Annotated in this window: 14 protein-coding genes; 8 read left to right on the top strand and 6 right to left on the bottom strand. The window is 56.2% G+C overall.

Annotated elements, in window-relative coordinates:
• Positions 1–54: 54 nt before the first annotated feature.
• The 3 genes from QYE77_RS12080 to QYE77_RS12070 all read right to left on the bottom strand — a co-directional run bounded on the left by QYE77_RS12080 (position 55) and on the right by QYE77_RS12070 (position 1958).
• Positions 55–792 (bottom strand): GntR family transcriptional regulator, encoded by a 738-nt coding sequence (locus tag QYE77_RS12080; protein WP_315625678.1) that lies wholly within the window; start codon positions 790–792, stop codon positions 55–57.
• 111 nt (positions 793–903) lie between these two features.
• Positions 904–1521 carry an AmmeMemoRadiSam system protein A gene (gene amrA / locus QYE77_RS12075; protein ID WP_315625677.1) on the bottom strand — a complete coding sequence of 206 codons (618 nt, stop codon included), beginning with the start codon at positions 1519–1521 and terminating at the stop codon, positions 904–906.
• Positions 1473–1958 (bottom strand): flavin reductase family protein, encoded by a 486-nt coding sequence (locus tag QYE77_RS12070; protein ID WP_315625676.1) that lies wholly within the window; start codon positions 1956–1958, stop codon positions 1473–1475. Before QYE77_RS12070 ends, amrA begins: the two co-directional genes overlap by 49 nt.
• A gap of 200 nt (positions 1959–2158) precedes the next feature.
• Between QYE77_RS12070 and QYE77_RS12065 the strand changes: the two genes are divergently transcribed.
• The 6 genes from QYE77_RS12065 (at position 2159) to QYE77_RS12040 (ending at position 7078) form a co-directional block, all read left to right on the top strand.
• A complete protein-coding gene (locus QYE77_RS12065) occupies positions 2159–2944 on the top strand; it encodes an N-acetylmuramoyl-L-alanine amidase family protein (RefSeq protein WP_315625675.1) in 786 nt (261 codons plus the stop codon).
• Positions 2941–4023, top strand: a complete 1083-nt coding sequence (locus QYE77_RS12060; protein ID WP_315625674.1) for a L,D-transpeptidase — start codon at positions 2941–2943, stop codon at positions 4021–4023. Before QYE77_RS12065 ends, QYE77_RS12060 begins: the two co-directional genes overlap by 4 nt.
• Positions 4024–4026: 3 nt before the next feature.
• On the top strand, positions 4027–5088 hold the full coding sequence (locus QYE77_RS12055; protein ID WP_315625673.1) for a L,D-transpeptidase: 1062 nt from the start codon (positions 4027–4029) through the stop codon (positions 5086–5088).
• Positions 5089–5104: 16 nt separating this feature from the next.
• Complete coding sequence (locus QYE77_RS12050) at positions 5105–5689, top strand: hypothetical protein (protein ID WP_315625672.1); 585 nt, start codon at positions 5105–5107, stop codon at positions 5687–5689.
• Between the two features lie 16 nt (positions 5690–5705).
• Positions 5706–6134, top strand: a complete 429-nt coding sequence (locus QYE77_RS12045; protein ID WP_315625671.1) for a hypothetical protein — start codon at positions 5706–5708, stop codon at positions 6132–6134.
• Positions 6135–6235: 101 nt separating this feature from the next.
• The gene (locus QYE77_RS12040) at positions 6236–7078 is read left to right on the top strand and encodes a tetratricopeptide repeat protein (protein WP_315625670.1); all 843 of its coding nucleotides are present in this window, start codon (positions 6236–6238) and stop codon (positions 7076–7078) included.
• 58 nt (positions 7079–7136) lie between these two features.
• Here the strand turns inward: QYE77_RS12040 and QYE77_RS12035 are convergent, their stop codons facing one another.
• Entirely contained in the window at positions 7137–8066 is a 930-nt protein-coding gene (locus QYE77_RS12035; protein WP_315625669.1) for a sugar-binding protein, read from the bottom strand.
• A 208-nt stretch (positions 8067–8274) separates the two neighbouring features.
• Between QYE77_RS12035 and QYE77_RS12030 the strand changes: the two genes are divergently transcribed.
• Positions 8275–8934 (top strand): NUDIX hydrolase, encoded by a 660-nt coding sequence (locus tag QYE77_RS12030; protein ID WP_315625668.1) that lies wholly within the window; start codon positions 8275–8277, stop codon positions 8932–8934.
• A 25-nt stretch (positions 8935–8959) separates the two neighbouring features.
• The gene (locus QYE77_RS12025; protein WP_315625667.1) at positions 8960–9307 is read left to right on the top strand and encodes a tRNA-binding protein; all 348 of its coding nucleotides are present in this window, start codon (positions 8960–8962) and stop codon (positions 9305–9307) included.
• 72 nt (positions 9308–9379) lie between these two features.
• On the opposite strand, the gene QYE77_RS12020 is transcribed toward QYE77_RS12025, so the two are convergent.
• A complete protein-coding gene (locus tag QYE77_RS12020; protein WP_315625666.1) occupies positions 9380–10447 on the bottom strand; it encodes an Mrp/NBP35 family ATP-binding protein in 1068 nt (355 codons plus the stop codon).
• A 3-nt stretch (positions 10448–10450) separates the two neighbouring features.
• The gene (locus tag QYE77_RS12015) at positions 10451–11509 is read right to left on the bottom strand and encodes a GNAT family N-acetyltransferase (RefSeq protein ID WP_315625665.1); all 1059 of its coding nucleotides are present in this window, start codon (positions 11507–11509) and stop codon (positions 10451–10453) included.
• Positions 11510–11676: the final 167 nt, after the last annotated feature.

Here is an 11676-nt window from a genome sequence, read left to right as displayed (position 1 = left end):
ACCTCCTGACAAAAATTTGGAATGGGTTGGATGAGATGAAGGCACTACCTGATTTCAATTGCCGATATACTGGCGGCCAACATAGAACGTGAACCGCTTGCCACAATAGATGGATTTCACAAACTCAATAATTTCAAAACGCTCAGTATAGGTTTGGCGATAAGCGACCAGCACCGGCTCGCCGATTTTCATCCCCAGATGATGGGCTACTTCAGGCGAGGCAGCGCTAGCCTCGATTTCCGCCTCAGCCCAAGTTGGAAAAACACGATAGTGCTCCCGTAACACCGCATAAAGTGACGCATTGCTGAAATCAAACCGTTCCAGATCCGGGCATAACCGCACCGGTAGATAAGCGATCTCAAACGCAACCGGTTGGTCATTCGCCAGGCGTACCCGCTGCAGACAGTAAACCGGCTCTCCCACCTCCACACCTAACCGTTGGGCAACCCCTTCATCCGCTGGCAGGCGGCTGAAATCCACCACCCGCGAACTCGGCGTTAATCCACGCGCCCGGATATCATCACTAAACGAACGAAAGCCCGAAATTTCGCGAATGCGCGCCTGAGCAACGAACGTCCCTTTCCCCTGACGCGAATAGATAATGCCTTGCTGGCTGAGATCCTTTAGAGCACGTCGGATCGTGATACGGCTGACGCCAAACCGGCGCGAGAGTTCCGGTTCCGAGGGCAAACGATCCCCTGGTTTCAAGCGGCCCTGATGGATTTCTTCCAGAATTTGTTGTTCAATTTGATAGTACAGGGGAGTAAATGGTTGTGGATGGGGAATGATCATCTTCACCCTCACAACAAGGGGTTTTAATCATTATAACGATATAACAAGTTAAATGCAATACCTCAAAGTCCGGAATTTTCGCGCCCGGCGCGGTAATTTTCCCCCACTGATCTATTCGTGGAATTCTTCAACCTGATAGACAAAAACGTCCAGTTTTTTGGTGCGCCATAGATTACGAGGTGCTCCCATCTTCATACACAAATTATCCAGAAAGCGCACCGGATCGGGCAATTTTTCCCACACTTGGGGTAAGAAGGTAGCCCGCCGAAAGCCATCTCGGATGACCACCCCATCCACCCCGGGGCGCAGTTTGCGCACGAGTTCCTCAGGAGTTTCGTACTCCAAGGGCCGTAATGGGGTTAGCCGCGAGATTTCGATCTTTAACTCAGGTACTTCCTCCGGGCGCACTGGGGGAAAGCGAAAATCTTCAAGCGCCGCGGCAATAGCATGCTCGCGCACATCTTCAGCCAGTGGTTGATAAGCCTCCAACGCCCCAATACAACCGCGTAACTGACCCCGCCGTGTCAGGGTCACAAAGGTCGCTCCAGGCTCGCGCAGGCGTGGCGGTAACGTCTCCCAATCCAGGGGCGGCAACGGACGACGGTTGACCGCCGCCTCGATGGCTTCGCGCGCCAACCGTAACAACAGACGCTTCTCTTCGTCACTCAATGGTGCATCGGTCATCGCCGCAACTGGTAATAAGCCCGATTGTGATAGACCAATGGCCATCCCGGTTCACCCGTTTGGATCGCCAGAACTTCAGCAATGTAGAGCACCGAATCCGGCATGGGGTACTCAAACACAACCCGGCAGTCCAATCCAACCAACCCCGCTTTAAGCAACGGCACGCCCGTCACCAAGCTAAAAGTTTCCAACCCTGCCAAGCGATTTTCGGCCTCGAACTGGCGACCCGCAAAGCGTTCGGAGATGGCTTCCTGCCCTTCAGATAATATTGTAACACCAAAAACTCGGGATTTTGCTACCAGAGCCTGGGTGCGTGTTTGCTTGTTAAGAGTAACAGTAACTAGCGGGGGTTCTAACGAAACCGAGGTAAACGAGTTTACAGTCATCCCATGGCAAATCCCATCGGCACAACTGGTCACCACGCTCACCCCGGTCGTCCAATGACGCATGGCTTGACGAAGTAAATCGGCTGTGACTGGCATTGTGATTGCAACCTCCATAATACCGCTAATCCCTGCCGGCGGCATCACCGGCAGGCTCGGTTATAATCACTTACCACCACCGCGTCAAGAGGATACAACCGGATAATGTTTCTATCCATAAACCCTCGCCTCAAAATCAGAGGTGAATGGCCCGATTGCAGATATAATCATCTTAACCATGGTTCCAGGTGATTTACTTTATGGATGAAAATGCATTTGACGAGATTCCAGAATCCTCTACCTCGCCATCTCAACCAGCCTTCCTTTCAATTATCTGGACGGTGGTCAGCGTCGGGTTGATTATGGCGACCCTGCTGACGTTGTTCACACCGACCGGTTTATTCTCCAACCGCTCCCTGGAAGCCATGTTCCAGGCGCTCCAGGCCAATCCGGGGGCAGCCTATCCCACACCTACCCCACGCCCCATGCCGCGGGTGGGAATTGTTGCCGGCCATGCCGGGAATGACTCGGGTGCCGTCTGCCCGGATGGCTTGACCGAAGCCCAGGTTAATTTGGAAATTGCGTTACGAGTGCAACAACGCCTGCTCGCCGTTGGCTATCAGGTAGATCTGCTCAACGAGTTTGATGAACGCCTGGCCGGCTACCAGGCCCAGGTTCTGGTCTCAATTCACAATGACTCCTGTAATTACATCAACGATGAAGCCACCGGGTTCAAAGTAGCCGCGGCGTCCTCGAGCCTTTTTCCAGAGAAGGCTGAACGCCTCACCGCCTGCCTGGTGGATCGCTACGCCAAAGCGACCGGATTGCGCTATCATCCTAACACTATTACCCGTGACATGACCGAATACCACACCTTTAGCGAGATTAACAGCGAGACCACCGCCGCCATAATTGAGACCGGTTTCCTCAACCTCGACCGTCGTATTCTCACCGAGGAACCCGACCGGGTGGCACAAGGGGTTGCCGACGGGATTTTGTGCTTCCTGCGTAACGAACCCATTGGACAGAACGGAACGTCACCATGACCTCTACCGCGCGCAGCCTGCCTTCGGATTGGTTGGAGCGGGTTCGTCAGGCCTTACACCAAGGCCGTGCCGACGAAGCCAAGTCACTAGCTGAAGCCGCTGCACGCGAGTATCCTGATTTAGAAACGCCCTGGTTAATTCTGGCCGCCCTGTCTGAGCCGCAACAGAGCATTGCCTACCTAGAACGTGCGCTGGCCATCAACCCTCACAGCCGCGCTGCACGCCAAGGAATGCATTGGGCGGTGCGTCGTCTGCGCCAGACTCAAATCAAGCCGTCTTCCGCCTCGACTTACACATTTAACGCCCCCATAGCCGAAGCGTTGGCGCAAACCCAACCCGTGCCGATACGTCGGCCACGCCCCGCCGTTCGGACTACACCAACCGCACAGGCACAACCCCGCATTGGCTCGCGCTGGCGTCCCTGGCTCTGGTTAGCCTTGTCGGTTTTTGTCATTTCCGGTCTGGCGTTGGCCGCGTGGTCAATAAGCCCCCAACTGCGCATCGTTTTTGCCCGCAGTCCCTCATTGGCACGCCCGGCGGCGGCTTTGCCCAAACCCACCCTCACCCCAACTGCAACGGCCACTCCCACCCCGACACCGACCGCCACCCCGACACCGACCGCAACCCCCAGCCCTACCCCAACCGATACGCCCACCCCACTCCCTACAGACACCCCCACCACGCCGCCCCGCGCAGATGTAGCCACCTGGCCTGAAGTTGAAGGTGATGAGCGCTGGATTGATGTGGATTTGAGCGAGCAAATGGTCTATGCTTACGAAGGGCAAACCCTGGTCAACCAGTTTCTGGTTTCCACTGGTACCTGGCGCTACCCTACCGTTACCGGCCAGTACCGTATCTACGTCAAATACCGCTACGCGGACATGCGTGGGCCGGGGTATTACCTGCCCGATGTCCCTTACGTGATGTACTTCTACAAAGGCTATGGACTTCACGGTACCTATTGGCACAACAACTTTGGCACCCCGATGAGCCACGGCTGCATCAACCTGCGCACCGAGGACGCCGCCTGGCTGTTCAACTGGGCTTCCGTAGGCACACTGGTCAATATTCATGATTGAGGCATGCCGCCGTTGGATCTGCCTTCCCTCACACGTCGCGAATTTCTGCGCTGGTGCGCGGCAGGCTTATTGGCGCTGATCGGCAGACCGACCCCATCTTTTTCTCTCCTGACCGGAAAAATTTCTGATCCCCACACCTTCGGGCTTTCACTGGGACGAATTATCCCACCTAAAACTGAGGGGTACGACCGTCCCTCGTTTTCCGCCAACATCCGCAAAACCTACTGGCGTGACCTCGTTCTACCGATCACCGGGGTCACTTTGGGAGATGAAAACCCCAATCATAACCGCGTCTGGTATCTTCTCAGCGACGAGGCCTTTGTGCATTCTGGTGAAGTCCAGCCGGTGGCGTTACAACCTCAACCGCCCCAGACCGAGATCTCCTCCCAGGGCCGTTTATTTGAGGTGACAGTGCCTTACACCGACGCTTTATGGCATCCACGCCTGACGTGGAGCGTAGCCTATCGCCTTTACTATGGCTCCACCTTTTGGGTCACCCAGGCCGTGCAAGACGAACAAGGAGAGTGGTGGTATCGCATCGCTGATGATAAATGGCCGGTAGTCTTCTTTGCACGGGCGATCCACTTGCGCCTTGTCCAACCGGAAGACGTTTCCCCGCTCTCTCCACAGGTGCCGGCGAATGAAAAATGGATCGAAGTGCGTTTGAATTCACAAGTGGTCATTGCATGGGAAAGCGATAAACCGGTCTTTGCCGCTCGTGCCGCCACCGGCGCACGCTTTCGCGACGGAGATTTTCGCACCCCGCCCGGACGTTACCAGACCAACCGCAAGCGCCCCTCGCGCCATATGGCAGCCGGCGACCGCGCTGCTCCCAATTCGTATGACTTGCCCGGCGTGCCTTGGGTCAGTTACCTGATGGACAACGGTATTTCTTTTCACGGCACTTATTGGCACAATGACTTTGGGCGCCCCCGCAGCCACGGATGCATCAACCTGAGCCCACAAGATGCATTATGGATTTACCGCTGGACGCATCCCACCGTACCGCTGGACGCCAACTATGTAACAGCCGAGCGCGGAACCGCCGTCATTGTTGTAGAATAGTAACAGAGGAGTGCTCATGATGGAGTCTATTTTTGGTTATACCCACTACTTGCTCAGGCGCCAGGTACTTGCCCTGACCGGGACTGTGCGCATTTACACTCCCCAGGGTGAGATGGCACTTTTTTGTCGCCAACGTATGTTCCGCCTCAAGGAAGACATCCGTGTTTATCGCGACGAGAGCATGGCCCAAGAGGTACTCCAGATACGCGCCCGCCAGGTATTGGATTTCTCCGCCGCGTATGATGTGGTAGAAAGCGCCAGCGGGATGAAAGTGGGTGCGTTGCGCCGCCGTGGGTGGCAATCGCTGGCAAGGGATGAGTGGCAAATCCTGAACGCCAGCGATGAAATCATTGGCACGGTACAAGAAGACTCCCTGGGGCGCGCCTTACTACGGCGTTTTCTGCTTGGCTCTTTATTGCCCCAGCACTACCTTGCCACCTTGGGAACCACCCTCGTAGCCGAATACCGTCAGCGGTTTCACCTCTTCGGTTACGTCATGGAGATTGACTTCTCTACCGATCCAGCGCGGCAGTTTGATCGCCGTTTGGGGTTAGCGGTGGCCATCCTGCTTGCCATCATTGAGGGCAAACAAAGCAGTTAGATTCGGGAGAAACACTATGCGTCAACCTTTGTTTGCGGGTTTAGTTGTAGATGAGAACGATCAACCGGTTGAAGTGGCGTACGTCGGGGACGAACCCTGCTATGTCGTCAACGACCGCGGCTTCCGGCGACATATTCCTTCGGAACAGGTGGATCGCCAAGTACTGGATATCATGCGTCAACAAATCGAAGGGCACGAGGACCTGCTCAGTGAGCAAACCGCCAAGATGCTGGGCCAGGAAGATCCCTTCTCGCGTGCCATGATCTATACCCAACTGCGTAACCTGGATAAGCAATTTGAGCAATTACTGCAAACCGGCATCCCTGAAGAGGGTCGGGCTTACCTGGGCATGATGGGCTTTCGCATTGTCATCAATTTGCACGGCGAGGTGGTACGAGTTGAGCAACCCGGTATCGCGAGTGATGAGGGAGACGATGAGGGATGAATCAACATATTCCGACAAAAAATTAACAAAGGATGGGTACAATTTTGGATGTAAGCCAAAGGTAAAAAAAAACCCTGGGTAAAAAAAATAAGGAGTAGCCGATGATGAGCCCAGATTACATTGTGGACGTTAGTGAAGCCGATTTCGAATATGAAGTATTGGCCTTTTCGCAGAATGTTCCGGTGGTGGTAGATTTTTGGGCGGCATGGTGCCGTCCCTGCCGCGACCTGGGAGCCCTATTGGTGCGTTTAGCCGACGAAGCACAAGGGCGCTTCCGCCTGGCACGGGTTAACGTGGACGAAAATCCCAACCTGGCGTTGCGCTATGGGGTGCGCAGCCTACCCACGGTTAAGGCTTTCGTCAACGGGCAGGTGGTAGCCGAGTTTGTGGGGGCCATTCCCGAACCCCGTCTACGCGAGTTTTTGGAGCGATTGCAGCCACCCAGCCCAACCGCGCTGAAACTGGAAAAAGCCGAAAGTCTGCTCAGCGAGGGTGAGTGGGCGGAAGCCGAGAACCTCTTCCGCGAGGTTCTGGACGATGAAGGTGAAGACCCACGCGCCCTGCTTGGCTTGGTCAAGGCCCTGCTGGCTCAAGGTAAAGGCTATGAAGGATTGGCCATCTTAGAGGCCTTCCCACCCAGCCGCCAGTACGCCCAAGCCATGTTGCTCAAACCCTATGCCGAGGCATTGGTTGAATTGCGCCAGCATCGGGGCATCGAAGATGAAGGGGATGAGTTAGCCGCTGCCTACTGGAATGCCATCCGCCTGGCCAGCCGTGGCAATATCCTGGCTGCATTAGACGGCTTGCTGGATATCTTGCGCCAGGATAAGCGCTACCGCGAGGATCAAGCCCGCCAGGTGGTATTGAGCCTGCTCGAGATATTAGGTGAAGAAAATCCGCTCACCCGCCAGTACCGCAACGAACTGGCGTTGATCCTGTTCTAACCCCATCCGTTGGGCGTAAAAACGCACCGGGAGGCCGGCATGACCTCCCGGTGTTTTGTTACCGCGTCAGGGTCAGGATGCCCCAGGTTGTGGGATCGGTCAGACGGCGGAACGGCGCGCTGGAGACCATGCTCTGCTGCACTTTCTCGCCCGGCTTATCATTATCCGAGGCCGAAACGGCAAACCCAAATTGCTGATTTGTCGCCGGCTTGACTCCAAAGAGGCCCCAAGGCACGGCCACTTCCACGCGATAGAGCCCTTCCTGGGCGGCTACGGCGACCTTCACATCATCGCGGCTACCAGCCTTGGCGCGCGGGAACCATAAATAAACATCCTTGGTGCCCTCTGGATCCGGGCGGCCTAGTGAGATGCCCAACTGATAATCATCCCCGCTGAGCACCTGGGAGTTCCAATCGCCGTAGAGGTCGGCATCCAAAAGGATCTCCACGCTATCCCCTTTATAGAGGTCGGCGCCGCTGGCTTCTTGGACATAGGTATCATCGTAAATCTTATAGGCTACATAGAGGTAGGTGCTATCCCAGCCCACTCGGAACGAGCAACCCAAATCTTCGCGATTCTTACGTTCTTTGGCCCCAAACACCACATTCTCACAAGAGTAGGCACTTCCCGGCCACTCATCCCACACCCCATCCAGTTTGGGCGGCGTGCTGAAATAGACGGCCTTGAAACTGCCGCCGGTGCGTAGGAGCGGGGTGGCAGTGAGGGTGGGTTGGGGCAGGGTTGCGGTAGGTGAAGCCACCGCAGTAGTGGGGGTCGGTGGAACCGCCGTGGGTGGGGCAGCAGTCGGACTGGCAATTACCGGGGGTGGCGTCGTGGCTACCGGGGTCAACAGGGCAAAGAGCGCGGTTAATGTGGCGTTCGGCGTGGGTTGGGCCGTGGGTTGGCCACCACCTACCGGCAGGTTGCATGCCAAAGCCACCAGGATCAGAACACTCATCCCCACCCATAAGGAAATTTTATGCTTCATAGTTTTCTCCTCCTCCACAAGAAAAATCCAGGCCCAAGCCTCCGGCTCTGCAAGCCTGAAATAAAGACGCTCTCTCTTTATTCAAAGTTCCTCACTTATCTTTGCGAGTGGCGTCGCAATAATCGTGCCAGAACAAGAGCACGGCAAGGCTCTGGATATATAATATCACAGGACGATCTGTATCCATCTGCCATGGGGCTATCGGATCATGAGCACCGAGGTTCGCCTTGAAGTTCTGCTCGTTATCTTTACCCTTAAGGACGAAACGCTCCAGGTTTGGCTGCAGCCACCAGCCCACATTGATCTGGGCGGTTGGGTGTTGCCCTCTGCGCCGATGGATGCGTCCTGCTCGCTGACGCAAGCGGCTTACAAATGCCTGGAAGCCTGTTTGGGACTGCGCGAGGCCTACTTAGAACAGTTATATACCTACGGCGAAAGCGGGCGACATCCCGCCGGGTGCGTGATCTCGGTGGCCTATTTTGCCCTCATTGCCATGGATGCGCTTGCACAAATCGCCCCCGACGCCCAACATGGAGCCTGGTTCCCCCTCAACGCCCTGCCGCCCCTCGCCCTGGATCACGCCGACATCCTCGCCTATGCCTTGCGCCGCTTACGCTATAAACTGGAATATACGGCGGTGGGCTTTGAATTGCTCCCCGAACTCTTTACCCTGAGTGAGATCCAGCACACCTACGAACTAATTCTGGGCGAACGCCTGGACAAGCGCAACTTCCGGCGCCGCCTGCTCCAGGCTGGGGTGATCGAACCCACGCCTTATGTGCGCAGCGGCGAAGGTCGCCCGGCCCGTCTTTACCGTTACCGTCCGGACGCTATCGCAGAGATTAAGGCACGGCGTCTATTCCCTTAAACCCTCTTAGCGTTGAGGAGACACCATGAGCGAGACCCCACCCCTGATCACCTGGGATGACTTTGCCAAAGTGGATATGCGTGTGGGTAAAGTCATCCGCGTGGAAGATCATCCCAAAGCGCGCAAACCGGCCTACAAATTGTGGATTGACTTTGGTCCCTTGGGGGTGAAGACCTCCAGCGCACAACTAACGCGGCGCTACCGCAAGGAAGATTTAGTAGGACGGCTGGTGGTGGCGGTGGTCAACTTTCCTCCCCGCCGCATCGCCGATTTTATCTCCGAAGTGCTGGTGCTGGGCGCCATAGGCCCTGATAACGACGTCATCCTGCTCCAGCCGGACCAACCTACCCCGCTGGGCTGGCCGATTGGATAACCACCGGATTAGACCATCCACAAAGAGAAAAACCGGTCTATGCACCTCGCACAGCCCCGGGGTATGGAAGGCTCAGGCCGCCGGTTGAGGCGCGGGCGCCAACACTTGCGCCAGGAGCGGCGCGAGTTCGGGCAGATCAACCTCTTCGATCCGCCCGGCATCCCCTAACAGGGTCAGGTCCGGGCGGATGGGCAGGCGTACGATCACCTCACACCCTGCTGCCGCGGCCACTTCTGCGGCGTGGCTGGGGCCAAAAATCTCATGTGGCTCACCCGTTTGCGGGCACGGGTAATAAGCCAGGTTCTCGACCACACCTAACACCGGCACGCTCAAGTTCTTGAGTAGGTTGACCGCCTTACGCACGACCAGCGCCGCCAATTGTTGGGGAGAAGTCACCAGCACTGCACCGCGCAAAGGCATTTGACGCACTACCGTGAGCAAGGGATCCGAGGTGCCCGGCGGCAGGTCCACCAGAAGGGTATCCAGTTGTCCCCACAACACTTGCCCCCAGAACTGCTGAATCAGCCCTGTAATCAACGGGCCACGCCACGCCACTGCCGCGTCCTCTTCCGGCAGCATCAGGTTCGCCGAAACAACACGGATGCCAGTGCGGGTAATGGCCGGCAAAATGCCCAGGTCATTCCCACGTAAACCGCCCGCCGGCAGCCCAAACAATTTTGGGATGCTCGGACCGGTTATATCAGCATCCAGGACACCCACCTTCTGACCCTGGCGACGCAACGCCACCGCCAGCAATGCCGTCAGCGAGGACTTCCCCACACCCCCCTTGCCGCTCACCACCGCAATCACCTGCCGAATGCGGTTAAGTCCAGCCAGTTTAGGCGGTTGCGAAACCCCTGACCCCAGCACAGCCCGGCGCTCCTCTTCACTCATAACGCCCAACGTCACTTCAACGTCCCGGATGCCCGGCAGGCGCAGCAGGGCCGCTCGCGCCTCTTCGACCAGGCGATGACGCAGAGGACACGCCGCCGTGGTCAGTGCCAGGGTGAAGCGCACTCGTTCTTCCTGCGGATCAAAGGTCAAATCGCGCACCATGCCCAGATCTATGATATTGCGCCCCAGTTCAGGGTCAATGACCTGGCGTAGCACCTCACGCAAGATTGCGTCGTCAATAGCCATGATTTACTCCTGTACCGCGATGGAGCCGGCACCAGAGACAGATGCTGTCAGCGGCTGACGAAGCAGGGTCGCCCGTACCACATAGCGGTTGATGGCCCCAAAACGATATTTATAGTCCTCATCCCCGCGCATAAAATCGAACTCCAGCCTCCGCTGGTGGTTAGCCCACTGCAAAAGGTAAGAGAGCAACACCCAGCCTGGCGAGATCTCATTGAAGCGACGGTTGAACCCGGTGTTATAGACATAAATGCGGTTACCATAGTCGAAGTTGAAATATGCCGCTGCTTTTTCACCCTCAACATCGAGAAACGCCAGTTGTAGATAACCATGAGCCGCCGCAGCCAGCGCGATACGGCGCAGGGTCTGGCGCATCAGGGGGGTCAGGAAGGCCGCTTTATCCTTATCTTGCGCCATCAGGTCGAGGAATGCATCCACCTCCGCCTCAACATTGTCCTGAGCACAGTACCAACAGACCATGGACGTATGTCCCTCCGCCCGACGCAATTTACGGCGGATTTCATGGCGCTGCTTTTTATCTAAACTGGCCAGATATGCTTCCCAATCGCCCGGTAGTGGGACGTAAGGTGAAGGCTGCAGGTGCTCAACCTGAAACGATAAGGAATATTCACTGGCCAGTGCTGCGAGCATCGTCAGTGTCGGCGAGGTTTCGATCAGGTTGTAGAGATCCAAGGCCTGCCACTCCCAGGTCACCCCTCGCCCTAGAAACGACCACAGCCCACGCCCAAAGCGATCTAAATCTGCAGGACGAACGATGAAATCCAGGTAGTCGGAGATTTCGATACTGCCCAAGAAGAGCAAAGCCGGTCGCCCGTGATGGTTTGGGGTAAAGAAGAGCGGCGCAATCCCCACCAGTCGGTCCCCTTCATGAGCGGTTATAAGGGTTAATTGGGCTTGCGGCCATTCCCCGCCACCGCGCGTTTCCCACCAGGCCTCCAGGTACTCATAACGCAAAAAAGGCACATTGGTGATAGCCTCATCCAGGAGGGCGTTCCAGGCCTCCTTCAGGTGATATGGGAACTCGGTATGTAAGGTCCACTTCATCCTCAGCACCTCAACGGTGCGGATTATACACCACATAACTCTTTTATGGCACGCTCTATATAAGGCTATAGTTTTTGGGCAAAGCGAACTTAAATATTTCTCACACGATATTACGATTTATTGAATACCACTTGACAAATTTAAAAGAGTGACTACAATAAAATTGT

The sequence above is a fragment of the Thermanaerothrix solaris genome, from assembly GCF_032334255.1.
In the GTDB taxonomy this organism is placed as follows: domain Bacteria; phylum Chloroflexota; class Anaerolineae; order Anaerolineales; family Anaerolineaceae; genus Thermanaerothrix; species Thermanaerothrix solaris.
This window is presented reverse-complemented; position numbering and strand designations above follow the sequence as displayed.

Excerpts from the sequence above, each read along its gene's own strand:
- QYE77_RS12045 (WP_315625671.1), top strand. The coding sequence starts at position 5,706 with ATGCGTCAACCTTTGTTTGCGGGTTTAGTTGTAGATGAGAACGATCAA.
- QYE77_RS12025 (WP_315625667.1), top strand. The coding sequence starts at position 8,960 with ATGAGCGAGACCCCACCCCTGATCACCTGGGATGACTTTGCCAAAGTG.
- QYE77_RS12040 (WP_315625670.1), top strand. The coding sequence starts at position 6,236 with ATGATGAGCCCAGATTACATTGTGGACGTTAGTGAAGCCGATTTCGAA.
- QYE77_RS12020 (WP_315625666.1), bottom strand. The coding sequence starts at position 10,447 with ATGGCTATTGACGACGCAATCTTGCGTGAGGTGCTACGCCAGGTCATT.
- QYE77_RS12055 (WP_315625673.1), top strand. The coding sequence starts at position 4,027 with ATGCCGCCGTTGGATCTGCCTTCCCTCACACGTCGCGAATTTCTGCGC.
- QYE77_RS12060 (WP_315625674.1), top strand. The coding sequence starts at position 2,941 with ATGACCTCTACCGCGCGCAGCCTGCCTTCGGATTGGTTGGAGCGGGTT.
- QYE77_RS12035 (WP_315625669.1), bottom strand. The coding sequence starts at position 8,066 with ATGAAGCATAAAATTTCCTTATGGGTGGGGATGAGTGTTCTGATCCTG.
- QYE77_RS12080 (WP_315625678.1), bottom strand. The coding sequence starts at position 792 with ATGATCATTCCCCATCCACAACCATTTACTCCCCTGTACTATCAAATT.
- amrA (WP_315625677.1), bottom strand. The coding sequence starts at position 1,521 with ATGGCCATTGGTCTATCACAATCGGGCTTATTACCAGTTGCGGCGATG.
- QYE77_RS12015 (WP_315625665.1), bottom strand. The coding sequence starts at position 11,509 with ATGAAGTGGACCTTACATACCGAGTTCCCATATCACCTGAAGGAGGCC.
- QYE77_RS12070 (WP_315625676.1), bottom strand. The coding sequence starts at position 1,958 with ATGCCAGTCACAGCCGATTTACTTCGTCAAGCCATGCGTCATTGGACG.
- QYE77_RS12050 (WP_315625672.1), top strand. The coding sequence starts at position 5,105 with ATGATGGAGTCTATTTTTGGTTATACCCACTACTTGCTCAGGCGCCAG.
- QYE77_RS12065 (WP_315625675.1), top strand. The coding sequence starts at position 2,159 with ATGGATGAAAATGCATTTGACGAGATTCCAGAATCCTCTACCTCGCCA.
- QYE77_RS12030 (WP_315625668.1), top strand. The coding sequence starts at position 8,275 with ATGAGCACCGAGGTTCGCCTTGAAGTTCTGCTCGTTATCTTTACCCTT.